Raw genomic sequence first — 22728 nt, forward strand, 5'->3', positions numbered from 1 at the left:
CATTCATGGCGTTCCGGCCGAGCCAAGCCGAGCCGAGCCGCACTCGGGCATCCCGCAGCCGGATCCGGACACCGGACTCCCGCCCCCGCGACCAGTTCCGGACATTCCCGCCCCATTCCCGGCGAACCTCCCACACCTGCGGGCACGATCGAACCGAACCCCACCAGGCGGCAACAGCCACCCGTGTTGATTGTCTGGTGGTTTCTGAGTTGTTCCGTTTGTCCTTGTCTCGTGTTATGTTCGGTTCGACGAGCCCGCCGTAGTGCTCCGGGCTCCGCGTGCACCCCCGTTCGCCGTCCCGCCCGGAGTTCTCCGCCGTCCCCGCCAGGGCGGTTCACGGCTTCCGTGCGCATTCCGTCCGAGGAGTCCGATGCGCCGCCTCGTCACCCTGGTTCTCGCGCTGCTCTGCGCGATTGTCGTGAGCCCCGCGCTGTCGGCCGCGAACGCAAAACCGGCCGCCGTCGTGCCGAAGACGCCGCCGCTCACCACGCCGTGGACCTCGCAGGTGAGCACCACCAACCCGCTGCCCGAGTACCCGCGGCCGCAGATGACGCGGCCCGAGTGGCAGTCGCTCAACGGCGAATGGGAGTTCCTCAACCCCGCCGCCGGGCCGAACAACAGCGTCGACCGGTACGCCACGCCGCCGTTCGGGCAGACCCTGCCCGAACGGATCCTCGTGCCCTACCCGGTCGAGTCCGCGCTGTCGGGCATCATGCGCAACGACAACCGTGACGTGATGTTCTACCGCCGCACCTTCACCGTCCCCGCGGCCTGGGCGGGCCGGCACGTCCAGCTGCACTTCGGCGCCGTCGACTACGAGTCCACGGTGTGGGTCAACGGTGTCCAGGTGGCCACGCACAAGGGCGGCTACGACCGGTTCGAGGCCGACGTCACCGCCCAGCTCACCGGGGGCACGAACGAGATCTTCGTCCGCGTCTACGACCCGACCGACGGCCGCGGCGAGAAGCAGCCGCTCGGCAAGCAGGTCACCAACCCCTCGGGCATCTTCTACACGCCCAGCTCGGGCATCTGGCAGACCGTCTGGCTCGAGCCGACCGCCGCGTCGTCCATTTTCTCCGTCGACGTCTACCCGAACCTGGCGAACAACACCGCGCGGGTGCGCGTCTTCGGGCGCGGTGACGTCAGCGGGTACTCCGTGCTCGCCGAGTCGATGACCGGCGGCGCCGTCGTGGGCAGCGCGACCGGCGGGTTCACCGAGTTCTCCGTGCCGGTGCCGAACGCGCGGCGGTGGTCACCCGACGACCCGTTCCTCTACGACCTGCGCGTGTCCCTGCGCAACGCCGCGGGCACCACGGTCGACCAGGTCGTCAGCTACTTCGGCATGCGCGAGGTCGGCACGAAGACGATCAACGGCGTGGTGCGCCCGACGCTCAACGGCGAGTTCGTCTTCCAGATCGGCACCCTCGACCAGGGGTTCTGGCCGGACGGCCTGTACACCGCGCCGACCGACGAGGCGCTCGCGTCGGACCTCCGGAAGCACAAGGACCTCGGCTTCACTATGGTCCGCAAGCACATCAAGGTCGAGCCCGCGCGCTGGTACTACTGGGCCGACCGGCTCGGGTTGCTGGTGTGGCAGGACATCCCGTCGACCACGGCCGCCGAGTCGAACCGGACACCGGCGCAGATCGCCGAGTTCGAGACCGAGGCCCGCGAGATCGTCGACGAACACCGCTTCTCCCCCGCCGTCGTGACCTACGTGCCGTTCAACGAAGGCTGGGGCGAGTGGAACTTCGAGGACACCAAGCGCGTCACGAGCAGCCTGGAGAGCTACGACCCGACCCGGCTGATGAACCCGCACAGCGGCATCAACTGCTGTGCCGCCAAGGGTGACCCGGGCACCGGCGACCTCATCGACTGGCACGTCTACACCGGACCGGACGCGGCCCCGCCGTCGGCGACCCGTGCGTCGGTGCTCGGCGAGTTCGGCGGTCTCGGGCTGCGCAACCCCGGTCACGAATACAGTCCGGACGGCCGGTTCTTCGCCTACGAGCAGATGTCGAGCGCCGACCAGCTCAACGACCGCTACACCGGCATGGTCCGCGACGTCCGGCAGCTGATGACCACCAAGGGGGTCTCGGCGTCGGTCTACACCGAGATCACCGACGTCGAAGGCGAATACAACGGCCTCTACACCTACGACCGGCGGGTCCAGAAGGTCGACACCGCCCGCGTCCGCGCGGCGCACGCCGACCTGATCGCCGCGTCGAAGAACCTGAACGCCGCCGTGCCGCTGACCCTGGGGCACCTCCGGTCGTTCAAGGTGACCACCCCCGGGTTCACCGACCGGTACCTTCGGCACGCCGATTCCTCGGCCCGCACCGATATCCTGACGACGGCGAGCCCGGACGCCGCCCGGCAGGACGCGTCGTTCCGCACCGTGGCGGGGCTGGCGAACCCGAAGTGCTTCTCGTTCGAATCGGTCAACTTCCCCGGGAAGTACCTGCGGCACAGCGAAAACCGCGTCCGGATCGACAGCGACACCGGCGGCACCTTCGCCGCGGACGCCACCTGGTGCAGCCGGCCGGGCCTCGCGGCCGGCGGGACGTCGTTCGAGTCGCTGAACCTGCCGGGCCGCTACCTGCGGCGCTACAACGACAACGTCTACCTGGCCGTCAGCGGCGGCCCGAACCCGTGGGACACGGCGACGAGCTTCGCCGCGGACGCGACCTGGAACGTGGCCGCGCCGGCGTTGTGGCGCAGCTCGGCGCCGCTCGCGGTGAACGCGCGGCAGTCCCTGCGCGTGACGACGTGGGGCTACACCGATCGCTACCTGCGGCACGCCGGCGGCCTGGCCTACACCGAGGTGGTCGACGGCGGCAGCAGCGCGCTGCTCAAGCAGGACGCCACCTACACCGTCCGGCGCGGGCTCGGCGAGTCGTCGTGCTACTCCTTCGAGTCGGTGAACTTCCCCGGCCAGTTCCTGCGCCACCAGGACGGCCGGGTCCGCAACTCACCGGACGACGGCTCGGCCCTGATGCGCGCGGACGCGACGTTCTGCACCCGGCCGGGGATCGGCGGCACGGGGGTGACGTTCGAGTCGCTCAACATCCCGGGTGCGTTCCTGCGGCACTACGACTCCCAGGTCTACATCGCCTCGGGGGCGGGGGCGAGCACGGGCTCCGACCGGCCGCAGACGCTGACGGCGGACAGCAGCTGGGCCGTCTCCCCGCCTTGGGCCCCGTGAGCGTCACCAGCTGACCGGGACGGCGGCGGGACCTTGCAGCGTCAGGAACATCCGCCGCCACGGGAGCTCCTCGACCGGCGTCGCGAGCCGCAGCCCGGGTGCCGCGGCCAGCAGCGCGGTCACGCCGGCCGTGAGCTCGAGCCGGGCCAGCGCCGCGCCGAGGCAGTGGTGCGGCCCGTGGCCGAAGGTGAGGTGCCCCGGCGCCCGGCTCGTGTCCACTGTGGCCGGTCGGGGAAACCGCCGGGCGTCGTGGTTGCCCGCCCGCAGGGCGGCGAGGACGAACTCGCCCGCGCGGACCGGCACCCCGCCGACGGTCGTGTCCTCGAGCGCCACCCGGCCCTGGTCGGCGGCCGAACCCTGGTCCTGCCGCAGCAGTTCCTCGACCAGCGCGGGCACCGACGCGGGGTCGCGAGGCAGGTCCGGCTCGGCCGCCAGCCGCAGCACGGCCACGGCCAGCGCGTTCGCGGGCGGGACGTACCCGGCGATGAGGATCGCGAAGGCGAGCTGGGTGACCTCTTCCGGGCTCAGCGCGTCGCCGGCGTCGTCGCGCGCCCGCAGCAGCCCGGTCAGCAGGTCGTCGCCGGGTGTCCGCCGTTTCTCTTCGACGAGCCGGGCGAGGTACCCGCCCAGCTTTTGCGCTGCCTCGGCCATTTCCGCGTAGCTCGGCGCGGTGAACACCGCCAGCACGCCGTCGAGCCAGCCCCGCAGCTCCTCCCGCGCCGACGGCGGGATCCCCAGCAGCTCGTCGAGCACCGCGAGCGCGAGCGGGATCGAGTACCCGGCCAGCACGTCCGCCGACGGACCCGCCGCGACGAGCCGGGCGGCGAGGTCCGCGGCGAGCCGTTCCACGCGCGGGCGCAAGGCTTCCACCCGCCTCGGGGTGAGCGCCTGGGCGGCGATGCGCCGGAGCCGGGTGTGTTCCGGGCCGGCCATGGTGAAGAGCAGACCGCCGGCGCCGGTGTCCGGCGTGCCGGGCAGCCACGGCCGGAACCGCGGATCGGCCAGCAGGGCGCGGATGTCGTCGTAGCGGGTGACGAGCCAGGCGTCCTCGCCGGTCGCGAGGCGCACCCGCGCGACGGGTTCCTCGTCCTGCCGCCGCGCGAACTCGGGCGAGCAGCGCAACGGTTCCTCGCCGGGGAACGGGTAGTCGGTCAAGTTCTCCCCCTCGGTTTGCCGGTCGCCCGCTCGGCCAGGGAGTGCAGCGGCATCAGGGCGGCTTCCCCGCCGACGCCGAGCGCTCGCGCGGTGAGCAGGCGGTACAGCTCCTCGGCGGCTTCGGCCAGCTGCGCGGCGTGGTCCGCGTCCGAGCCGCACTCGGCCAGCGCCGCGGCCAGGATCTGCCCCGCGTCCCGCTGCTGGCGGCCGGCGACCGCGGTGACCAGCCCCTCGACCGGGCTGACGAGGGTGCGGCGGCGGTCGGCGGGGTCCGGGCGCGTGCGCAGCGCCCCCTCCTCCCGCAGTTTCGCGACGGCCGCGGAGACGTGGCTCTGCGCGAACCCGGTGCGCGCGGTGAGCTCGCTGATCGAGATGTCCGGCACCTCGACGAGCACCGAGATGAGCACCAGGTAGATCTCCGGCACGTCGGGATCCGCTTCGTCGCGCATCCCGCGGGCCGCGAGCTCCATCAGGTGCTTGCCGAGCAGGTACAGCTCACCGGCTTTCACATCGGAAACGATACATCTGTAACGATGCATTTGGCCAGCGCCCGTGCCAGTGGCCGGTTCCGGAGCTCCGGAACCGGCCACGGCAATGCGTCAGCGAAGGTCCGCACGGGACAGTTCGACCGGCGCGGGCCGCACCGCGAGCGCGTGCACCGCCAGCCGTTCGGCCGGCTGCACCGACTCGGTCGACGCCGGCAGCCCGTACGGGTCGGCGGCTTCGAGGTCGACCTGGTAGCCGAGGTCGTCCAGCGACGCGGCGGTGAGCCGGCTCAGCGGGTTCGGCGCCGGGTTCACGAAGCCCGTCATCAGCTCGTTGCCGAAGGTGCGGTCCCGCCAGTGGACGTCGCGCGTGCCCGGCTGGCCGGTGTTCTCGACCGGCACCCGCACCGGGTCGCCGGAACCGTTGCGCAGCTTGTGGTACTCCGCCATCGCGGCCGGCCCGGAGAACGCCGGGTCCGTCGTGCCCTTGCCGACCAGCAGGCCCTTGGCCTCCCAGAGCGAGCCGACCCCGACGACGTGGCCCATCTCGTGGGTGATCACGTCGCCGAGGATGCCCTCGGCCTCCATCTTGGCCAGGTCGACCTTGTCGAAGGTCATCTCGCCGCGCGCCGGCAGCAGCGCCGTCCGCTCGCCGCCCGCCGGGCGCACGTGGGTGATGTGCGCCTGGCCGAGGATGTGGCCCTCGCCGTCGATGTCGGCTCCGCGCGCGATGATGAGCACGTCGTCGACCGCCTCGTCGCCGATGACGACGTCCGGCAGGTCACCGACGATCACCTTGGCCCACCGGTCGGCGGCCGCGGCGAAAGCGTCCATCTGCGACTGGGTCAGGCCGCCCGCGAAGCGGACCGTGATGGTGAACGGCGACGTGGTGCCCGCGAGCAGCAGCGCGCGTTCGGCGTCGGCCCGGGCGTGGTAGAGCTGGGGTTCCGGCATGGTCGTTCCTTCCCGATGGTGGGCATACCAGTCGGATCCGGGAACGGCCGGGGAAATACACCCCTCAGTACGTCGGGGCCGCGGAGCTCTCACACCACCGCGCGGTCGGCTTGACGATCGCGAGGGTCAGCGTCGCGCCCGCCGGCAGCAGGACCAGCAGCAGCCCGAAGACAGCGCCGCCCAGGTAGGCGCCGCTGACGCCGCTGGCGAGCAGGCCCACGCCGATCGCGCTCAGCACCAGCGAAACGAGCGCCGTCAGGATGGCGACGCCGCTGCCGATGATCGTGAGCAGCCGGCCCAGCGGCTTGCGCAGGAACAGGAGGATGCCGCCGGGGATCAGCGTGCCCACGAGCACCAGGTCCTCGACCACGGACAGGACGAACACCCAGTGCACAAAACCCCGGCTCAGCGTGATCACGCCGCCGATCAGGCCGATCGCGCTGAACAGGCCGCCGAGGATCGCGAGCACCCCCGCGGTGATCGCAGTGGCGCCGCTCGGCTTCGGCGGCTGCATCCCGTAGCCCGGGTACGGGGCCTGCGGGTACGGCTGACCGTAGGGCTGCGCCGGGAAACCGCCCGTGGGCGACGGGTACGGCGGCTGCCCCGGATACGGCTGCTGGGCGGGGTACGGCGGCTGCGGCTGGCCAGGGTACGGCGGCTGGCCGGGGTTCGGCGGATACGTCATGGCGTCCTCGGTCTCGCTGACCGCCCCCCTGCGGTGCGCCACCTCGCTCCGGCGGCTACGGCCGAGGTCAAGCCTCTCACGAACGGCCCCGCCGTGGCGCCCGCAGGGCCTACCGCGCGCCGGGACCGCGCTCGGACAGCTCGACAACGCGGCCGTCACCCTCGGACGGCGCGTGCTCGGAAGCCGGCTCGTCCGGCGGCCGGGCGTCGAGGATGTCGGTCGCCCGCACCAGTCTCGACGGGGTGTCCGGCGCCGCGCTGCGGGGCCGCACCGGCACCCAGGTGGTGCTGGTGTGCTCGTCGCGCAGGCTGGGGCCGGCGATGGTGCCGGTCCGTTCCGGCGCGGCCGCGCCGGAACGCTGCCCCGGCTCCCGGCGTCCGCGGTACCGCACCTGCCAGCCCGGCGGGTACCCGCCGCCGTGCCGCGCCGGCCAGTGCCGGCCGGCCTCGGTGCCCTCGGCCATGCGTCCACCCCGCTCGCTCGAAGATCGTCCAGGGGCGCCGGAGCGCGGCCCCAGCTTAGGCCAACCGGAGGAGTGCGGCCGTCATCCGGCCGGGTGGTTCCGCCCCGCGGGGTCCATTGAGGACGGCTACTTCTCCGCGTCTCCGGCGGGCCCGGCCTCGAGGCGGGCGTGCAGCCGCTCCCGGATCTCCTCCGGGGTGTAGGCCCGCCGCCGGCGCTCCTGCCGGGCGATCACCACCCCGGTCGCCGCCACTCCGACCAGCCCGGCCAGGCCCACTGTCTTCCACCAGCGCATCGGCCTAGGCTACTGCCGTGCCGGGCACCGAGGTCGAACTGGACGAAGCCGTGGCCGTGACGCGCACCGGCGACCTGTGGCTGTTCCGGGGGCGCTCCGCGGCCGACCGGACCATCCGCGTCGTGACGAACAGCCCGGTCAACCACGTCGGCATGGCCGTGGTGATCGAGGACCTCCCGCCGCTGCTGTGGCACGCCGAGCTGGGGCGCGCCCTGCCGGACGTCTGGTCGGGCACGCACCAGCGGGGCGCCCAGCTGCACGACCTGCGGCGCGCCGTGCTGGTCTGGGCCGAGAAGTACCACCAGCAGGTGTGGCTGCGGCAGCTCGACCACCCGGTCGGCCGGGAGCTGGAGGACGCCGCCCTGCGCACGGTCGCCCGGCTCGACGGCACGCCGTTCCCCTCGACCGCCCGCCTGGCAGCCCGCTGGCTCGGCGGGCGGCTGCCGTCACGCAAGCGCGACAACCGGGACGTCGCGCTCGAAGCCGCCTACTGCGCCGAGATCGTCGCGCTCACCTACGAAGCGATGGGCCTGCTCCCGGCCGGCCGCCGGCCGAACTGGTACGACGCCGGCCGCTTCTGGAGCGGCGACGAGCTCGAGCTCACCGGCGGCGCCGAGCTGGGCGCCGAAATCGCGGTGCGCCTCCCCGGCTGATCCTTCGGTCCACAGTGGACGATCACTTGCGCGGCAGCCCCGGCGGGTCGGCTTCGGACGCGGCCGGCCTCAATCGACGCCGGCGGGAACCACGGCCCCGCCGTGTACGACCTGTGGGAGGGAGAAACGCCGACCACAGGGAGACGGAAATGGAACGCAGGGACTTCCTCCGGGTGTCCGCGGCCTCGACCGGGGCCGCAGCGCTGGGCAGTTTGGCCACGGCGGGGACGGCGTCGGCCCGCTCCGGGCCGCTGGCGGTCCGGATCCTGATGTACGACGGTGTCGAGGAGCAGGACGTCATCGGGCCCGTCGCGGTGTTCGGTCACGCCGGCCACACGGGCGGCGACGTCCGGCTGACCCTGGTCAAGCCCGGCGGCCCCGGCGAGGTCGCAGGCACGTTCGGCACCCGGTTCGCGGTGCCCGCCGCCTGGGACCCGGCCGAGGGCGACATCCTCGTCGTCCCCGGCGGCGGTTACGCGGCGAAGAACGGCCCCGGCGTGAACACGCTGGTCAAGGATCCGGCCGTGCTGCGCGGCCTGGTGCGCGCGCACCGGTCGGGCGTCCTGGTGGCGGGCGTCTGCACCGGCGTCATGGCGCTCAGCGCGGCCGGCCTGACGCGCGGACGTCCGTGCACGACCCACCACCTCGCGAAGACGGACCTCGCCGCCCAGGGCGCCCAAGTGGTCGACGCCCGCGTGGTCGACGACGGCGACCTGGTCACCGCGGGCGGCGTCACGTCCGGGTTGGATCTCGCGCTTTGGCTGGTCACGCGGTATCTGGGCGCCGCGGTGGCCGTGGGTGTCGAGTCGGTGCTGGAGTACGAGCAGCGGGGCGCGGTCTGGCGCCGCCCTTAGTGCAGCAGCCGCCAGGCTTCCCGACGGCGGCGCTGGGCATCAGGATCCGCGACCGGCGCCGCCGACAACAACCGGCGCGTATACGCATGTGCCGGTGCCGTCAGCACCTCCTTGGTCGGGCCCTGCTCGACCACGTGGCCGCGGTGCATCACCGCCACCCGGTCGGCCAGCTGCTCGATCACCGCCAAGTCGTGGCTGATGAACAGGCACGCGAACCCGAACTCGTGCCGCAGCTCGCGCAGCAGGTCGAGGATGCGGGCCTGGATCGTCACGTCGAGGGCGCTCGTCGGCTCGTCGGCGACCAGCAGGTCCGGGCGCAGCGCCAGGGCGCGCGCGATGCAGGCGCGCTGCCGCTGGCCGCCGGACAGCTCGTGCGGGTAACGCGTCCGCAGTGACGGCGAGAGCTGGACCGCCGACAGCAGCCCGGCGACCCGTCCGTCCACTTCGGACGAACGAACGGCCTTGTGCAGCCGCAGCGGTGTCGCGACGCTCTCCCCCACCGTCGTCCGCGGGTTGAGGGACGACAGCGGGTCCTGGAACACCACGCCGATGCGCCGTCGCAACGCCTTCGCCGCGCGGCCGCGGACCCGGGTGATGTCCGCGTCGCCGATGTGGACCGAGCCCGCCGTCGGGGCGAGCAGCCCCGTGACCGCCCGGGCCACCGTGCTCTTGCCCGAGCCCGACTCGCCGACCAGGCCGAGGATCTCCCCCGGCTCGACGTGCAGGCTCACGCCCTCCGCGGCCCGCACCGCGTGGGCCCGGAACCGGCCGCGGTAGGTGACCGAAAGGTCCGCCACCCGCAGCAGCGGCGCTTCGGCAGGAACGTCCGCGACCGACTCGGCGGCGGGGTGCTCGGCGGCGGCCACGTGCCCCGGCGCCACCTCGATGTCCGCGGAGAGGGCCCGTTCGAGCCCGGTCGTGGCCGCGCTGCTCAGCGACACCACTGAACCGAGCAGCTGCCGCGTGTAGTCCTCGACGGGCGTGGTGAAGACCGAGCGGACGTCGCCGTGTTCGACCACCCGGCCTTCGTGCATCACCACGACCCGGTCGGCGAGGTCGGCGACCACGCCCATGTCGTGCGTGATCAGCAGGATCGCCGTGCCCAGCCGCGCCCGCAGGTCCCGCAGCAGCTCGAGGATCTCGGCCTGCACGGTGACGTCCAGGGCGGTGGTCGGCTCGTCGGCGACCAGCAGCTTCGGCTCGTTCGCCACCGCCATCGCGATCACGACGCGCTGCAGCTGGCCGCCGGACAGCTCGTGCGGGTACGACCGGAACCGCTCACCCGGCGAAGGCAGCCCGACGAGGCCGAGCAGCCCGACCGCCTTCTCCCGGGCAGCGGCGGCGGACAGCTCCTGGTGCGTCCGGATCGCCTCGACGAGCTGGTCGCCGATGGTGAACACCGGGTTCAGCGCGCTCATCGGCTCCTGGAACACCATGCCGACCTCGCCGCCGCGGACCTCCCGCAGCTCGGCCGGCGTCATCGTGTAGAGGTCCCGCCCGGCCAGCTCCGCCCGCCCGGAAACCCGGGCCGTGGGCGGGAGCAGGCCGAGCAGGGACATCGCGGTGACCGTCTTGCCCGAGCCGGACTCCCCGACCACCGCGACGACCTCGCCCGCGTGGACCTCGTAGCCGACCCCGCGGACGGCTTCGACGTCCCCGAAGGAAACCGTCACGTCGTGCAGGCCGAGGAGTCCGGTCACTGGACGATCCCGAACTTGCGGTAGTCGACGTAGGCCGGGAACTTCCCGATCTGCACGTCACCGACGTTCGACCCGTGCAGGAACGAGTTGCGCGTGTAGATCAGCGGCACGACCGGCGAGTCGGCGAGGATCTTCTTGTCCAGCGCGGCCCACTTCTTCCCGGCTTCGGCCGGGTCGACGGTGGCCTGGGCTTCACCGATCAGCCTGTCGACGTCGGGGTTGCTGTAGCGCGACTCGTTGTACCCGCCGTTGCCGATCTCGGTCGACTGGAACAGCGGCTGGATGTTCGCGTTGGCCGACGGGATGTCCGGCTGCCAGGAGGTGAGCGTCAGGTCGTAGTCCGACAGGCCCTTGGTGTCCACTTCGGACGTGTAGGTGTCCTGGTCGAGCGGCTTGATGGTGATCTTGATGTTCGCCCGCGCGAGCGCGGCCTGGATCGCCGCGGCCTTCTCCGGGTAGCCGTTTTCGTTGTGGGTGGCCAGGACCAGGCCGTCGAGTCCGTTCGGCAAGCCCGCCTCGGCGAGCAGCTGCTTGGCCTTGGCCGGGTCACCGGACGGCGGCGCCGGGAAGAGGTCGTACTGCTCGCGGCCCTGCAGGCCCGGGGTGATCAACGTGGTGGCGACGTCGCCGGCCAGCTGGGCGCTGCCCGCGCTGGCGACCTGGTAGGCGGCCTTGTCGACGGCGTACTGGAACGCCTCGCGCACCTTCGGGTTCGTCAGCTTGCCCCGCTGGACGTTGAGCGAAAGGTAGGCCAGCGCCCCGGATTCCGACGTCACGAGCCGGGACTTCGCCGACGCGCTGCCCTGGATCTGCGCCAGCTGGGCCGGCGAGGCGAAGGACATGCCGAAGGCGTCGCGGTCGTTGCCGGTGTCGTCGATCAGGCGCTTGGAGATGACGCTGGTGTCCTGGCCGAGCTCGAAGGTGATGGTGTCGGCGTTGGCGCTGCGCGTCGGGTCGGTCGCGCGGTCCCAGTTCGGGTTGCGGACCAGCTTCGCGGACTTGCCGCGCTCGTAGCTCTGGATCTGGTACGGGCCGGTCGCGACCGAGTGGTCACCGTAGTTCGCCTCCGCGCCCTTGCCCTTGGGCACCGGGGTGAACGCCGGCGTGCTGGCGACCCAGTTCCAGTCGCCGTACGCGCGCGCCAGGTGGAAGACGATCGTCTTCGCGTCCGGCGTCTGGATGGAGTCGAGCTCCTTGTTGCCGTCGTACGGGCCCTTGTACGCCAGGCCCGGCGAGAGCAGGTCCTTGTGGTAGGCCAGGCCGCCGGAGAACGCGGGTGCGAACGAGCGTTCCAGGCCCCACTTGACGTCCGCCGCCGTGATCGGCGTGCCGTCGCTGTACTTCAGGCCGTCCTTCAGCGTGAAGGTCCAGGTCTTGCCGCCGTCGCTCGGGCGGCCGGTGTCGGTGGCCAGGTCCGGCACGACCGTGGTGTCCTTGCCCGGCGCGACGTCCCACGACGTGAGGCGGCGGTGGACCAGCCCGAGGGTGGTCACGACGAGGTTGGAGCTCTTCGCCGGGTCCCAGGTGATCGACGGCGAGTCGTTGAGCAGGACCAGGTTTCCGCCGGGCTTGACCGTGCCGCCTTGCGACGTCGGCGCGTCGTTGGCCCCGCACGCCGTCAGCAGCATGACGGCGGCGGTCACCCCGGCGCCGAACCCGAGCCAGCGTTTCATCGTTACCCCTTCAGACAAGGCGGGCTCGCGGATCGAGCGCGCCGTAGCAGAGATCGACCAGGAAGTTCAGGAGCGTGACCAGCAAAGCCGAGAACAGCGTCACGCCGAGCAGGACCGGGAGGTTGAGCGAGGAGATCGCGTCGACGAGCAGCCGCCCGACCCCGGCCATGCCGAAGATCCGTTCGGTGATCACCGTGCCGGCCAGCAGCGACCCGAGGTCGACGCCGAACACCGTGACCACCGGCAGCAGGACGTTGCGCAGCGCGTGCCGGCCCACCACCTTTCGCTCGGTGAGCCCCTTCGCCCGTGCGGTGCGGATGTAGTCCTCACCGAGGGTCTCCAGCATCTGCCCGCGGGTGAGCCGCGCGTAGATCGCGGCGTGCAGGAACGCCAGCACCAGCCACGGCAGCACGAGGTGCCACGCCCACTGCGCGGGATCCTCGGTCAGCGGCACGTACCCGTTCTTCGGCACGACGTCGAGGGCGAACGCGAAGATCGTGATCCCGATCATCCCGGCCAGGTAGGCGGGCATCGACACCCCGGCCATCGCGGCGGCCATGGTGATCCGGTCGACGGCGGAACCGCGGCGCAGCGCGGAAAGCACACCGAGCCCGACACCGAGGACGATCCAGATCACCGCCGCGCCCAGCGCCACCGAGAAGCTGACCCCGATCCGGCCGCCGATCTCGCTGAGGACGTCGACGTTGTTCTGGAAGTCGTACCCGAAACACGGCGCGGTGCAGTGGATCGCGGTGACGCCGACGCCGAACGTGCGGCCGCCGAAGATGCCGCCGAGGAACTCGAAGAACTGCTGGTACCAGGGACTGTTGTACCCCATGAACTCCCGCGCCAGCTCGAGGCTTTCCGGCGAGCACGGGCGGCCGCAGGCCATCCGCGCCGGGTCGGCGGGCAGGACGTAGAAGACGACGAACGTCACGAAGGCGACGACCAGCAGGACCAGCAGCATCCCGGCGAACCGGGTCGCGACGAAGCGGGCGGTGCGCATCAGGCCGTGCCCCCGGACCGCGGGTCGAGCGTGTCGCGGATCGCGTCGCCGACGACGTTGAACGCCAGGGTGACGAGGAACAGCAGCGCCCCGGGGAAGACCAGGTACATCGGGTCCGTCTCGAAGAAGTCGATGGCCGCGCTGATCGTGCGGCCCCAGCTCGGGGTGGGCGGCAGCACGCCGACGCCCAGGAACGACAACGCGGCTTCGCTGCCGATCATCGACGGGATGCCGAGGCTCGCGACGACGATGATCGGCGCCCAGAGGTTCGGCAGCAGCTCCTTGGTGAACACGTGCCTCGGCCCGCCGCCCATCACCCGCGCCGCGGCGACGAAGTCGCGCTTGGCGAGCGTCAGGGCCTGCGCACGCACGATCCGCGCCACGCGGGGCCAGCCGAACAGCCCGAGGACGACGACCAGCGTGAACTGCCGCGGGAAGTCGACCGGCAGCACCGCGCCGAGCGCGATCATGAAGATCAGGTAGGGGAAGCCGAGGATGACGTCGGCGGTCCAGGTGACCAGCCGGTCCCACCAGCCGCCGAGGTACCCGGCGCTGACGCCGACGACCACGCCGAGCGCGGTGGCCAGCACGGTCGCGCCCAGGCCGACCAGCAACGACGTCCGGGCGCCGTGGGCCACGAGCGCGAAGAGGTCGACGCCGGTCAGCGGTTCGACGCCGAACCAGTGCGCCGCGCTCACTCCGCCGAGCGACCCGGCGGGCAGGCCGGTCGGGCCCAGTGTCGAGATGTCCGGGACCAGGCTCTGCCCTTCGGCCAGCACGAACAGGTCGGCCCCGGCGGCCAGCAGCACGATGACGACGACGAGGAGCGCGCAGACGGACGTCCACCACCCCGAGCGGACGGCACGCCACACCGCGGCGGGCAGGGAACGCGCCGCGAGCGGCGGGAGGGCGGGGGCGGACAAAGGCACCTTCAAGGTTCAGCCGATCGAGTGACGTCCCGGACCTTAAGCAGTTCAGCGGGTCAAGAACGGGCCGTCCCACGATGTGGACGGATACTTCCCTTCCTTGCCCGTAGCGTGGAACTCAGGCACCACGACCCGTCACCGGGAATCGCGGACCGGGGCCCGGGTTATTCCCGGGACGGCGAACCGTCCCAGCAGTTGGCCGTCCCGGCCCGGCACCCGCGATCGGGCGCAGACTGCAGGCACCTGCCGAGGAAGGGAACGCCGGGATGGCCTCAGGAAACGGACCACGGATCGCCGTCGCGCTGGACGGCGCCGGCTGGCACCCCGCCGCGTGGCGCGAGCCCGGGGCGCGGCCGGCCGAGCTGCTCACCGCCGGCTTCTGGGCCGACCAGGTCCGGGAGGCCGAAGCGGCCAAGCTGGACTTCGTCACCTTCGAGGACTCACTGGCGCTGCAGACGGCGCAGGCCCTCGACCGGCCCGGCGAGCGCACCGACGTCGTCCAGGGCCGGCTCGACGCAGTCCTGATCGCCGCCCGGGTGGCGCCGCTGACCTCGCACATCGGGCTGGTGCCGACCGCCGTGGTCACCCACACCGAGCCGTTCCACCTGTCGAAGGCGATCGCCACGCTCGACTACGTCAGCGCCGGCCGCGCCGGTGTCCGGGTCCAGGTCGCCGGGCGCGCCGAAGACAACCGGCACTTCGGCCGCCGCGAGTTCGGCGAGTTCCGGCTCGAGGACTCCACCACGCCGGACGTGCCGAGCCCGCTCGCGGACCTGTTCGACGAGGCCGCGGACTACGTCGAGGTGCTGCGCCGGCTCTGGGACTCCTGGGAGGACGACGCCGAGATCCGCGACGTCGCCACCGGCCGGTTCGTCGACCGGGAGAAGCTGCACTACATCGACTTCGAAGGCCGCTGGTTCAAGGTCAAGGGCCCGTCGATCACCCCGCGCCCGCCGCAGGGCCAGCCGCCGGTCAGCGTGCTCGCGCACGCGCCCGTCCCCTACCGGCTCGCCGGGCGCTCGGCCGACGTCGTGTACGTGACGCCGTTCGACCGCGAGCAGGCCGCCACGATCGTCGGCGCGGTGCGCGACGAGCAGGACCTGGCCGGCCGCGGTGGGGAGACACTGCACGTCTTCGGCGACGTCGTGGTGTTCCTCGACGAGACCGACCGAGCCGCCGCCGACCGCAAGAAGCGGCTCGACGAGCTGTCCGGCGCGGAATACTCCTCCGACGCGTTCGTCTTCACCGGCACCCCGGCCGGGCTCGCCGACCTGCTGCTCGACTGGCAGGGCGCCGGGCTCTCCGGCTTCCGGCTGCGCCCCGCCGCGGTGCCGCACGACCTGACCGCGATCACCCGGGGGCTGGTCCCCGCACTGCGGGCCCGCGGGGCCTTCCGCACCGAGTACGAGGCCGGCACCCTGCGCGGGCTGCTCGGCCTCGCCCGCCCCGCCAACCGCTACGCGACCGCCTGAGGAGGCCCGAGATGTCCCAGCCCCGCAAGCAGATCCACCTCGCGGCGCACTTCCCCGGTGTGAACAACACGACCGTGTGGAGCGACCCCGAGGCCGGCAGCCACATCGAGTTCAGCTCCTTCGTCAAGCTCGCGCAGACCGCCGAGCGCGCGAAGTTCGACTTCTTCTTCCTGGCCGAAGGCCTGCGGCTGCGCGAGCAGAACGGCGAGATCTACGACCTCGACGTCGTCGGGCGGCCGGACACCTTCACCGTGCTGTCGGCGCTGGCCGCGGTCACCGAGCGGCTCGGCCTGGCCGGCACGATCAACTCGACGTTCAACGAGCCGTTCGAGGTGGCCCGCCAGTTCGCCTCGCTCGACCACCTCTCCGCCGGGCGCGCGGCCTGGAACGTCGTCACGTCGTGGGACGCCTTCACCGGCGAGAACTTCCGCCGCGCCGGGTTCCTCCCGCAGGACCAGCGCTACGAGCGCGCCGAGACGTTCCTGCGGACCGCGTGGGAGCTGTTCGACTCCTGGCGCGGAGACGAGATCATCGCCGACGCGAAGACCGGCGAGTTCCTCCGAGACCCCGCCGCCGGCGCGTTTTCCCACCACGACAACCACTTCGCCATCGAGGGCCGGTTCCCGGTGCCGCGCAGCCCCCAGGGCCGGCCGGTGGTCATCCAGGCCGGCGACTCCGACGAAGGCCGCGACTTCGCGGCGGCCACCGCCGACGCGATCTTCAGCCGGTACGGGACCTTGGAGGCCGGGCAGGCGTTCTACTCCGACGTCAAGGGCCGGCTGGCCAAGTACGGCCGGACGCCGGAGCAGCTGGTGATCCTCCCGGCGGCGACGTTCGTGCTGGGCGACACCGACAGCGACGCCCAGGAGCGCGCCCACGTCGTACGGCTGCAGCAGGTCAGCGGGCAGACCGCGATCAAGTTCCTCGAACAGCTGTGGAACACCGACCTGAGCGACCACGACCCGGACGGCCCGCTGCCCGCGATCGACCCGGTAGCCGGTGAGAACACGATCGCCCGCGGCCGCGCGAGCGTCCGCATGTACCGCGACCCGCTGGCCACGGCCCGCGAGTGGCGGCAGCTCGCCGAGGCGAAGAACCTGTCGTCGCGGGAGCTGATCATCGAGGTCACCGGGCGGCAGACGTTCATCGGCTCGCCGTCGACCGTCGCCGCCAAGATCGACGAGCTGGTCCAGGCCGACGCGAGTGACGGCTTCATCCTGGTCCCGCACGTCACCCCCGGCGGGCTCGACGAGTTCGCCGACCGGGTGGTGCCGCTGCTGCAGGAGCGCGGCTCGTTCCGCACCGAGTACACCGGCACGACCCTGCGGGAGCACCTCGGCCTCGATCCGCTGCCGTGAGACGCCGCCGGCGGTAGGTTGGCCCGATGGTGCGCGGAGCCGGCCGGGCCGAGGGGATCCTGCTGACCGGCGTGGTGCTCGTCGCGCTGGTCGTGACGGGAGTCCAGGCCCGCGCGCCCGGCACGTGGTTCCTCGAGGTCGTCTGGGCGCTGATCGGCCTGCCGCTGGTTCTGCTGCTGCGCAAGCGGTTCCCGTTGACCCGGCTGCTGTGCTGGCTGCTGGTGCTGCACGCGCTCGTGCTGTGTTACGGAGGGCAGTACACCTACGCGGAAACCCCGCTCGGTGAATGGGTGCAAGCTCGGCTGCACACCCCGCGCAACGACTACGACCGGCTCGGGCACTTCGTCCAGGGGTTCGTGCCCGCGATCGCGGTGCGTGAGGTGCTGCTGCGCCGGACACCGCTGCGGGCCGGCCGCTGGGTGGCCTTCCTGACGGTGAGCGTGTGCCTGGCGATCAGCGCGTGCTTCGAGTTCGTGGAGTGGTTCAGCGCGCTCGCGGCCGGCTCGGGCGCGGACGACTCCTCGCCACACAAGGGGATGTCTGGGACACGCAGTGGGACATGTTCCTCTGCCTCTGCGGCGCCGTGGTCTCCCTGCTCGGGTGGCGGCGGCTGCACGACCGGCAGCTACAACTTGATCACGACGCTACGCGGAGCGGGTGACGCACTGTCCCCATGCCGCCCGTGCCGGCGGCCCCGCAGCGCAAGAACGGGCCGCCCTGTGCACCTTCCATCCCTGAGCTGATCACCGGTCCGGGGTGACCTCGACCAGCCGGTACGGCCGCAGGGCCACCGGTCCCGGCAGCCCGGACGCGACCACCTGCCCGCGGGTGTTCGCGCCGGTGTTGGTGACCCGGACCCGCAAGCGGTTCACGCCTGGACGCAGCGCCGCCGTCACGTCCAGGCGGTACGGCGGCCACAGCCGCGAGCCGACGACGACGCCGTTGAGCTCGACCTCGGCCACGTCGTGGACCTCGCCGAGGTCGAGGCCCCACCGCCGGCCGGGCGACGCCGGTGCGGTGAACTCCTTGGTGTACCAAGCAGAACCGGAGTACGCCGGGTCCAGGTCGGTCCAGGAACCCAGCGGCCGGGTGCACACCGGGGAACCCTCGAAGTTGAACGCCCAGTCGCCGTCGAGCGGGATCGCCGTCAGCGGGTCGGTCACCCGGGCGCGCCCGGTGAACGAGCGGCGGCCGTCGGTCGTGGTGACCGTGATCTCGCCCGGGGAAGTCACCCGCAGAGTCGCGGCCCGGCCGTCGGCACGGACGCGTTCCACCGGCGCCGACGCGGCCACCGCGTGGGCGGGCTCCGGTCCGGCCCGGAACACCACCAGCAGGGTCGCCTTCGGTTCGAGCCGCAGGACGGTCGCCGTGCCGGCGGGCGAACACCGCCAGACTCCCGCCGGTGTCACGGTTCCCGTGTCGGGGTCCCACACCTCGGGCACGCCGGTCGCCGGGAACGTCGCGGTCAGGTCGACGGCTTCCGCGCGCTCGTTGAGCACCACGAAGGTCGCGCGGCCGTCCCCTTCGAGCCGCAGGACCCGGACGTCGGCGTGCGGCGGGTCCAGCACCGCGGCCGCCCTCCCCGACGCGGCCTTGGCCGCCGCGGCGGAGCCGGCCGCGCGGACCACCGAGCGGACGGCGAACAGCTCGGCCAGGGCGGCCCGCAGGCCCGCGTGGTCACCGCCCGCCTCGCGCGCCGGCTCGCCCACGACGATCACCTGGCCGCCGCCGCGGGCGAACCGGAGCAACGTCCGCACGGTGCCGAGCGCGAGGATCGGCGTCCGCGGCACGACCACGGTCAGGTAGGCCTGCTGCCCCACGACGAGCCGCGGCCCGTTCGGCCGGGCGTGGGTCACCAGGGCGGGGTCGGCGTCGAGCGCGCCTTCGTCGAGGAAGTCGAAGTCGACCTGGACGTCTTCCAGCGCGTGCGCGGCGCCCAGGAACTCGGTGTCCAGAGTGGACATCTCCGGAGTGTCCTGAGTGGACTCGGCGGCGCGTTGCGGCTGCAGGAGCGCGGTGCGGGCCTTGGCCGGCAGCCGGCACGCCTCCATCAGCCGCCCGATCCAGTCGTTGAGCGGCGCGGACACCGCCCACCACGGGTTGGCCGGCTGGAACGGCGGCGGGTAGACGATCTGGCTCTCGTCGCTGAACCGGGCGTGCAGCAGCGTGTGGTTCACCCCGCGCACGGCGAACGCCCCGACGACTTCGCGGACCAGCGCCGGCGTGACCGCCCAGCCGGTGCCGCCCATCGCCTCGAGGTAGACCCGCTCCAGCCCGAGCTGGTGGGCGGTGCTGGCCGGCCATCGGGACAGCGTGCGGTGGTACCCGCGCTGGTAGTGGTCGAAGATCAGGTCGGTGCCCGGCACCTGCGCCCACTGGTTGGTCGTGTTCAGGTTGCCGGAGCTGCGCAGCTGCTCCCCCGGCCCGTACTCGTCCCACAGCGGGTTCGAGATCAGCCGCAGGCCGTGCGCGGCCATCCACTGCCCCTGCGTCCGGTAGTACGCGGCCGCGAACCGGTTGCTCACCGCGCGCCAGAAGACCCCGCGCAGCCGCAGGCCGTCCGGACCGAGGTCGGTGTGCACGGCGGCCAGCGCGATCCCCGGCGCCACCCCGAGCCGCTTCAGCTCCGCGTCCAAAGTGGACGACCAGGGCACGGTGTCGAACGGGCCGTCGGCCGAGGCGAGATAGGGCTCGTCGTCGGCGAAGCCGCGCAGGACCGAGCCGACCGCCCACGGGAACCGCCGCAGGTACTCCCCCGGCACGGCGTCGACGAACAGCCGCACCGCTTCGTCGTCGAGCAGGTCCAGGTAGGCACGGCCGGTGCCGGTGGGGGTGCTCAGCGGGCGGAGGGTGAACAGGTCCAGCCGCCAGCTCCCGGCGGGCGGGGTCCACGTGCCACCGGCCCGGGCCTGCTCGGTCAGGTCGACGAGCGAGCCGGGATCGGCCGAGGAGTCCGGCCGCGCGGCCGCGGCGACCAGCGGCACCCCGGTGGCGGGCAGGTCGAAGGCGTCGAGCGCGGCCGAGCTGTCGAACGTCTCCGCGTACAGCACACCGCCGGCCGGGTCCCGCACAGTGAGGCCGGCCCACGACGACTGCTGGCTCGCGACCGCGCGCACGCCGACCCGGCCGGTGGCGTGGGTGATCTCGGCCGGCGCCTGCGCGACGCCGTCCAGCGCCACCGTCAGCGTCGTCCCGCGGACCCGCACGAGCAGCTCGTGGTCCGCGGCGGGGTCGAACCCCGCGACCGGTGAACCGCTCCGGACCAGGGCGAACGCGCCGCCGGTCTGCTGCCAGACGTCGACGGCGCCGTCGGCGCGCAGGTCGGCGAGGACCCCGTCGGCCGCACCGGCGCTGCGGACCATGAGCCCGGCCGTGGCGCGCTCGATCCGGACCACCGCGACGACGTCGTAGTCCTGCCAAAGGGCGCCGTCGCGCAACAGCGTCACGCCGTCCCGCGCGCCCGCGTCGACCAGCAGCCGGCCGCCCGACACCGAGAGCCCGCGGCTCACCAGCGGCACCGGCTCGCCGCCGGCGACGGTCAGCGTCTGGTGCCCGACGCCCTTGAGCCGCAGGTCCGGGCGCGGCTGGTAGACCCGGGTGCCGACCCGGCCGCCGTCGACGACGAGCCCGCCGGCGCGGCCGCTCGGGAAGTAGTCGTCGTTGAACAGCCAGAGGTGCATGCCGTGGCGCTGGGCCTCGCGCAGGGTGAACTCGATGAGCGTGAACCAGTCCTCGGTGAAGAACGCGGGCCGCAGCGCCGCCGTGTCGAACGGGAACACCAGCACCTCGTGGACACCCCGGGCTCGCAGGTCCGCCAGCCCGTCGGCAACGAGGGCCGGGGTGACGGCGCCGTTCCAGAACCAGAGCACGGTGGGCCGCGAGTCGGGCCGTGGGTCCGCGAACCGCTTGGCCGCGTCACCGCTGCCGTCCGGCGCGGCGTAGGCGATCGGGAAGCCGCCCGCCGTCCCGGCGACGGCCGCGGCCGACACGAGCGCGAGTACGCGCCGCCGGGACAGCCGGAAGCCGCCGTCGGTCGCCGGATGGTGCTCGGTCATCGTGGCCCCCCGGTGGAGTTGAAACGATTCAAGGCACGCGGAAAGCTACGTGACCCAGGTCATAACCGTCAAGGATTTGGCCGGTAAGCTGTCCGGTGGTTTTCTCCCCAAGATCATTTTCAACCGGCGGGGCCCGGGACACGTAGTAGCCGGTGTGAGGCCTCGAACCGCCGACGACGGCGAAACCACGCAGTGGGCCCGGCTCGCCGGGCGCGGTGACCAGGTGGCGCTGGAGCGTTTCCTGCGCGCGACCCAGCCCCAGGTCTGGCGGTTCGCCGCCGGGACGAGCGGTCCGCGGCTCGCCGACGACCTCACCGAGGAGACGTACTCGCGCGCGCTCGCCGAGCTGCGCCGCTTCCGCGGCGAACGGCCGGCCGAGACGTGGCTGCTGTCGATCGCCCGGCAGGTGGTGGCCGACGGCGACCGGGAAAGCGCTCCCGCGCGCGGCGAGCCGATCCGCACCCTCGAACCGGATCGCCGGGACGCGTTCGTGCTCACCCAGACCCTCGGACTGTCCTATGCGGACGCCGCCGAGGTGTGCGGGTGCCCGGTCGAGGCCATCCGGACCCGGGTGGCCGAAGCCCGTGAAGACCTCCTTGCGGCCGAGGTCTCCGCCCGGCGCCCCGCGGCCGGCTGATCCCCGTGAGCTGCACGGAACTGCGTGAATCACTCTCGGCCCGCATGGACGGCGAGTCCACTTCGGACGACGGCTTCCTCGACGGCCACGTCGCGTCCTGCGCCGGCTGCCGGACCTGGGAGGAGCGAGCCGTCGCGCTGCGGCGGACGATGCTGCTGCGCAAGGCACCCCCCGTGCCGGACCTGACCGGCCGGATCCTCACGAACGTCCCGGCGCCGCGCGCCGAGCAGTGGGGAGTCCGCGTCGCACTCGCCCTCGTCGCGCTCGTCCAATGTGGACTCGGCTTCGGCGACCTGCTCATCCACAGTGTCCAGAACGCCGGTCACGCCGGGATGGCGGACATGGCCGGGATGTCGATGCCGGGGATGGCGGGAATGGACGGCACGACCACGGCGGCGCACCTGAGCAACGAGAGCGCGGCGTGGAACCTCGCCCTCGGCGCCGGCCTGCTGTGGGCGGCGCTGCGGCCCCGGGTCGCGGGTGGGCTGCTGCCGGTGTTCGCCGGGTTCGTCCTGGTGCTCGGGATCGTGTCGGCGGTCGACGGCTCCGGCGGCCTGGTCGCGGCCGGGCGGTTGTCGGCGCACGTGCTCGTCCTGGCCGGTGTCGGGTTGCTGTTCGCTCTTTACCGGCAGCTGCGGCGGTCGCCGAAGCACCGCTAGGGTGGGCCCCATGGGGACGATCAGGCAGGTCCAAATCACCTTCGACTGCGCGGAACCCGAGCGGGTCGCCCGGTTCTGGTGCGAGGTGCTGGGATACGTCGTCCCGCCGCCGCCGAAGGGGTTCGGCTCCTGGGCGGAGTTCGACCGCTCACTGCCGGCCGACCGCCAGGGCGCGGCGTTCGCCTGCGTCGACCCGACAGGCGCGGGCCCGCGGCTGTTCTTCCAGCGGGTCCCCGAAGGCAAGGTCGTCAAGAACCGGGTGCACCTCGACGTGCGAGCCGGAACCGGCCTCGTCGGCGACGAGCGTCTCGCGACGCTCGAGGCCGAATGCGCCCGTCTGGTCGCGCTGGGCGCGGTCCACGAGCGGACGCTGTACGCCGACGGCGTCGAAGAGTCGTGCATCGTGATGCAGGACGTCGAGGGCAACGAGTTCTGCCTGGACTGAGCTCCGGGCCGCCGGGGACCGGTCCCGAGCCGGGCCCGCCACGCTGGGT

Annotated in this window: 20 protein-coding genes; 9 read left to right on the forward strand and 11 right to left on the reverse strand. The window is 72.7% G+C overall.

What is annotated here, in order from left to right:
- Positions 1-370: 370 nt before the first annotated feature.
- Entirely contained in the window at positions 371-3205 is a 2835-nt protein-coding gene (locus tag ACZ61C_RS12750; RefSeq protein WP_465306007.1) for an AbfB domain-containing protein, read from the forward strand.
- 3 nt (positions 3206-3208) lie between these two features.
- On the opposite strand, the gene ACZ61C_RS12755 is transcribed toward ACZ61C_RS12750, so the two are convergent.
- The 6 genes from ACZ61C_RS12755 to ACZ61C_RS12780 all read right to left on the reverse strand — a co-directional run bounded on the left by ACZ61C_RS12755 (position 3209) and on the right by ACZ61C_RS12780 (position 7241).
- Positions 3209-4360: a cytochrome P450 gene (locus tag ACZ61C_RS12755; protein ID WP_465306009.1), complete on the reverse strand. Its 1152-nt coding sequence runs from the start codon at positions 4358-4360 to the stop codon at positions 3209-3211.
- The gene (locus ACZ61C_RS12760) at positions 4357-4869 is read right to left on the reverse strand and encodes a MarR family transcriptional regulator (protein ID WP_465306011.1); all 513 of its coding nucleotides are present in this window, start codon (positions 4867-4869) and stop codon (positions 4357-4359) included. The genes ACZ61C_RS12755 and ACZ61C_RS12760 overlap by 4 nt, the downstream gene beginning before the upstream one ends.
- 90 nt (positions 4870-4959) lie before the next feature.
- On the reverse strand, positions 4960-5799 hold the full coding sequence (locus ACZ61C_RS12765; RefSeq protein ID WP_465306013.1) for a leishmanolysin-related zinc metalloendopeptidase: 840 nt from the start codon (positions 5797-5799) through the stop codon (positions 4960-4962).
- Positions 5800-5863: 64 nt separating this feature from the next.
- The gene (locus ACZ61C_RS12770) at positions 5864-6484 is read right to left on the reverse strand and encodes a hypothetical protein (protein ID WP_465306015.1); all 621 of its coding nucleotides are present in this window, start codon (positions 6482-6484) and stop codon (positions 5864-5866) included.
- 109 nt (positions 6485-6593) lie between these two features.
- A complete protein-coding gene (locus ACZ61C_RS12775; protein ID WP_465306017.1) occupies positions 6594-6947 on the reverse strand; it encodes a hypothetical protein in 354 nt (117 codons plus the stop codon).
- Positions 6948-7073: 126 nt separating this feature from the next.
- Entirely contained in the window at positions 7074-7241 is a 168-nt protein-coding gene (locus tag ACZ61C_RS12780; protein WP_465306019.1) for a hypothetical protein, read from the reverse strand.
- 17 nt (positions 7242-7258) lie between these two features.
- Here ACZ61C_RS12780 and ACZ61C_RS12785 point away from each other — a divergent pair, with 17 nt between their 5' ends.
- Together ACZ61C_RS12785 and ACZ61C_RS12790 are read left to right on the forward strand one after the other, a co-directional pair.
- On the forward strand, positions 7259-7894 hold the full coding sequence (locus ACZ61C_RS12785) for a hypothetical protein (RefSeq protein WP_465306021.1): 636 nt from the start codon (positions 7259-7261) through the stop codon (positions 7892-7894).
- Positions 7895-8043: 149 nt separating this feature from the next.
- Positions 8044-8748: a DJ-1/PfpI family protein gene (locus tag ACZ61C_RS12790; RefSeq protein ID WP_465306023.1), complete on the forward strand. Its 705-nt coding sequence runs from the start codon at positions 8044-8046 to the stop codon at positions 8746-8748.
- On the opposite strand, the gene ACZ61C_RS12795 is transcribed toward ACZ61C_RS12790, so the two are convergent.
- The 4 genes from ACZ61C_RS12795 to ACZ61C_RS12810 are packed head-to-tail and all read right to left on the reverse strand — an operon-like array spanning position 8745 to position 14050.
- Positions 8745-10448 (reverse strand): ABC transporter ATP-binding protein, encoded by a 1704-nt coding sequence (locus ACZ61C_RS12795; RefSeq protein ID WP_465306025.1) that lies wholly within the window; start codon positions 10446-10448, stop codon positions 8745-8747. The two genes, ACZ61C_RS12790 and ACZ61C_RS12795, sit on opposite strands and share 4 nt — an antisense overlap.
- Positions 10445-12121 (reverse strand): ABC transporter substrate-binding protein, encoded by a 1677-nt coding sequence (locus tag ACZ61C_RS12800; protein WP_465306027.1) that lies wholly within the window; start codon positions 12119-12121, stop codon positions 10445-10447. The genes ACZ61C_RS12795 and ACZ61C_RS12800 overlap by 4 nt, the downstream gene beginning before the upstream one ends.
- A gap of 10 nt (positions 12122-12131) precedes the next feature.
- Positions 12132-13127 carry an ABC transporter permease gene (locus tag ACZ61C_RS12805; RefSeq protein WP_465306029.1) on the reverse strand — a complete coding sequence of 332 codons (996 nt, stop codon included), beginning with the start codon at positions 13125-13127 and terminating at the stop codon, positions 12132-12134.
- The gene (locus tag ACZ61C_RS12810) at positions 13127-14050 is read right to left on the reverse strand and encodes an ABC transporter permease (RefSeq protein ID WP_465306031.1); all 924 of its coding nucleotides are present in this window, start codon (positions 14048-14050) and stop codon (positions 13127-13129) included. Before ACZ61C_RS12810 ends, ACZ61C_RS12805 begins: the two co-directional genes overlap by 1 nt.
- A gap of 269 nt (positions 14051-14319) precedes the next feature.
- Here ACZ61C_RS12810 and ACZ61C_RS12815 point away from each other — a divergent pair, with 269 nt between their 5' ends.
- The 3 genes from ACZ61C_RS12815 to ACZ61C_RS12825 are packed head-to-tail and all read left to right on the forward strand — an operon-like array spanning position 14320 to position 17626.
- Positions 14320-15525, forward strand: a complete 1206-nt coding sequence (locus ACZ61C_RS12815; protein WP_465306033.1) for an LLM class flavin-dependent oxidoreductase — start codon at positions 14320-14322, stop codon at positions 15523-15525.
- Between the two features lie 11 nt (positions 15526-15536).
- A complete protein-coding gene (locus tag ACZ61C_RS12820; protein WP_465306035.1) occupies positions 15537-16883 on the forward strand; it encodes an NtaA/DmoA family FMN-dependent monooxygenase in 1347 nt (448 codons plus the stop codon).
- Between the two features lie 26 nt (positions 16884-16909).
- On the forward strand, positions 16910-17626 hold the full coding sequence (locus ACZ61C_RS12825) for a DUF2238 domain-containing protein (protein WP_465306037.1): 717 nt from the start codon (positions 16910-16912) through the stop codon (positions 17624-17626).
- Here the strand turns inward: ACZ61C_RS12825 and ACZ61C_RS12830 are convergent, their stop codons facing one another.
- Positions 17627-20938: a glycosylhydrolase-like jelly roll fold domain-containing protein gene (locus ACZ61C_RS12830; protein WP_465306039.1), complete on the reverse strand. Its 3312-nt coding sequence runs from the start codon at positions 20936-20938 to the stop codon at positions 17627-17629.
- 154 nt (positions 20939-21092) lie between these two features.
- On the opposite strand from ACZ61C_RS12830, the gene ACZ61C_RS12835 reads away from it, so the two are divergent.
- Genes ACZ61C_RS12835 through ACZ61C_RS12845 form a run of 3 tightly spaced genes read left to right on the forward strand, consistent with a single transcriptional unit; the run spans position 21093 to position 22679 of the window.
- A complete protein-coding gene (locus tag ACZ61C_RS12835) occupies positions 21093-21575 on the forward strand; it encodes a sigma factor-like helix-turn-helix DNA-binding protein (protein WP_465306041.1) in 483 nt (160 codons plus the stop codon).
- Between the two features lie 5 nt (positions 21576-21580).
- Positions 21581-22234, forward strand: coding sequence for a zf-HC2 domain-containing protein (locus ACZ61C_RS12840; RefSeq protein ID WP_465306043.1), 654 nt, complete (start codon positions 21581-21583; stop codon positions 22232-22234).
- Positions 22235-22244: 10 nt separating this feature from the next.
- Positions 22245-22679, forward strand: a complete 435-nt coding sequence (locus tag ACZ61C_RS12845; protein ID WP_465306045.1) for a VOC family protein — start codon at positions 22245-22247, stop codon at positions 22677-22679.
- The last annotated feature ends 49 nt before the right edge of the window (positions 22680-22728 follow it).

Source organism: Amycolatopsis sp. NPDC104587, assembly GCF_055583645.1.

Bases quoted from the DNA above. Each gene is read 5' to 3' on its own strand.
- ACZ61C_RS12750 (WP_465306007.1), top strand. From the start codon at position 371: ATGCGCCGCCTCGTCACCCTGGTTCTCGCGCTGCTCTGCGCGATTGTC.
- ACZ61C_RS12765 (WP_465306013.1), bottom strand. From the start codon at position 5,799: ATGCCGGAACCCCAGCTCTACCACGCCCGGGCCGACGCCGAACGCGCG.
- ACZ61C_RS12770 (WP_465306015.1), bottom strand. From the start codon at position 6,484: ATGACGTATCCGCCGAACCCCGGCCAGCCGCCGTACCCTGGCCAGCCG.
- ACZ61C_RS12775 (WP_465306017.1), bottom strand. From the start codon at position 6,947: ATGGCCGAGGGCACCGAGGCCGGCCGGCACTGGCCGGCGCGGCACGGC.
- ACZ61C_RS12780 (WP_465306019.1), bottom strand. From the start codon at position 7,241: ATGCGCTGGTGGAAGACAGTGGGCCTGGCCGGGCTGGTCGGAGTGGCG.
- ACZ61C_RS12790 (WP_465306023.1), top strand. From the start codon at position 8,044: ATGGAACGCAGGGACTTCCTCCGGGTGTCCGCGGCCTCGACCGGGGCC.
- ACZ61C_RS12800 (WP_465306027.1), bottom strand. From the start codon at position 12,121: ATGAAACGCTGGCTCGGGTTCGGCGCCGGGGTGACCGCCGCCGTCATG.
- ACZ61C_RS12805 (WP_465306029.1), bottom strand. From the start codon at position 13,127: ATGCGCACCGCCCGCTTCGTCGCGACCCGGTTCGCCGGGATGCTGCTG.
- ACZ61C_RS12815 (WP_465306033.1), top strand. From the start codon at position 14,320: ATGGCCTCAGGAAACGGACCACGGATCGCCGTCGCGCTGGACGGCGCC.
- ACZ61C_RS12820 (WP_465306035.1), top strand. From the start codon at position 15,537: ATGTCCCAGCCCCGCAAGCAGATCCACCTCGCGGCGCACTTCCCCGGT.
- ACZ61C_RS12825 (WP_465306037.1), top strand. From the start codon at position 16,910: ATGGTGCGCGGAGCCGGCCGGGCCGAGGGGATCCTGCTGACCGGCGTG.
- ACZ61C_RS12830 (WP_465306039.1), bottom strand. From the start codon at position 20,938: ATGACCGAGCACCATCCGGCGACCGACGGCGGCTTCCGGCTGTCCCGG.
- ACZ61C_RS12845 (WP_465306045.1), top strand. From the start codon at position 22,245: ATGGGGACGATCAGGCAGGTCCAAATCACCTTCGACTGCGCGGAACCC.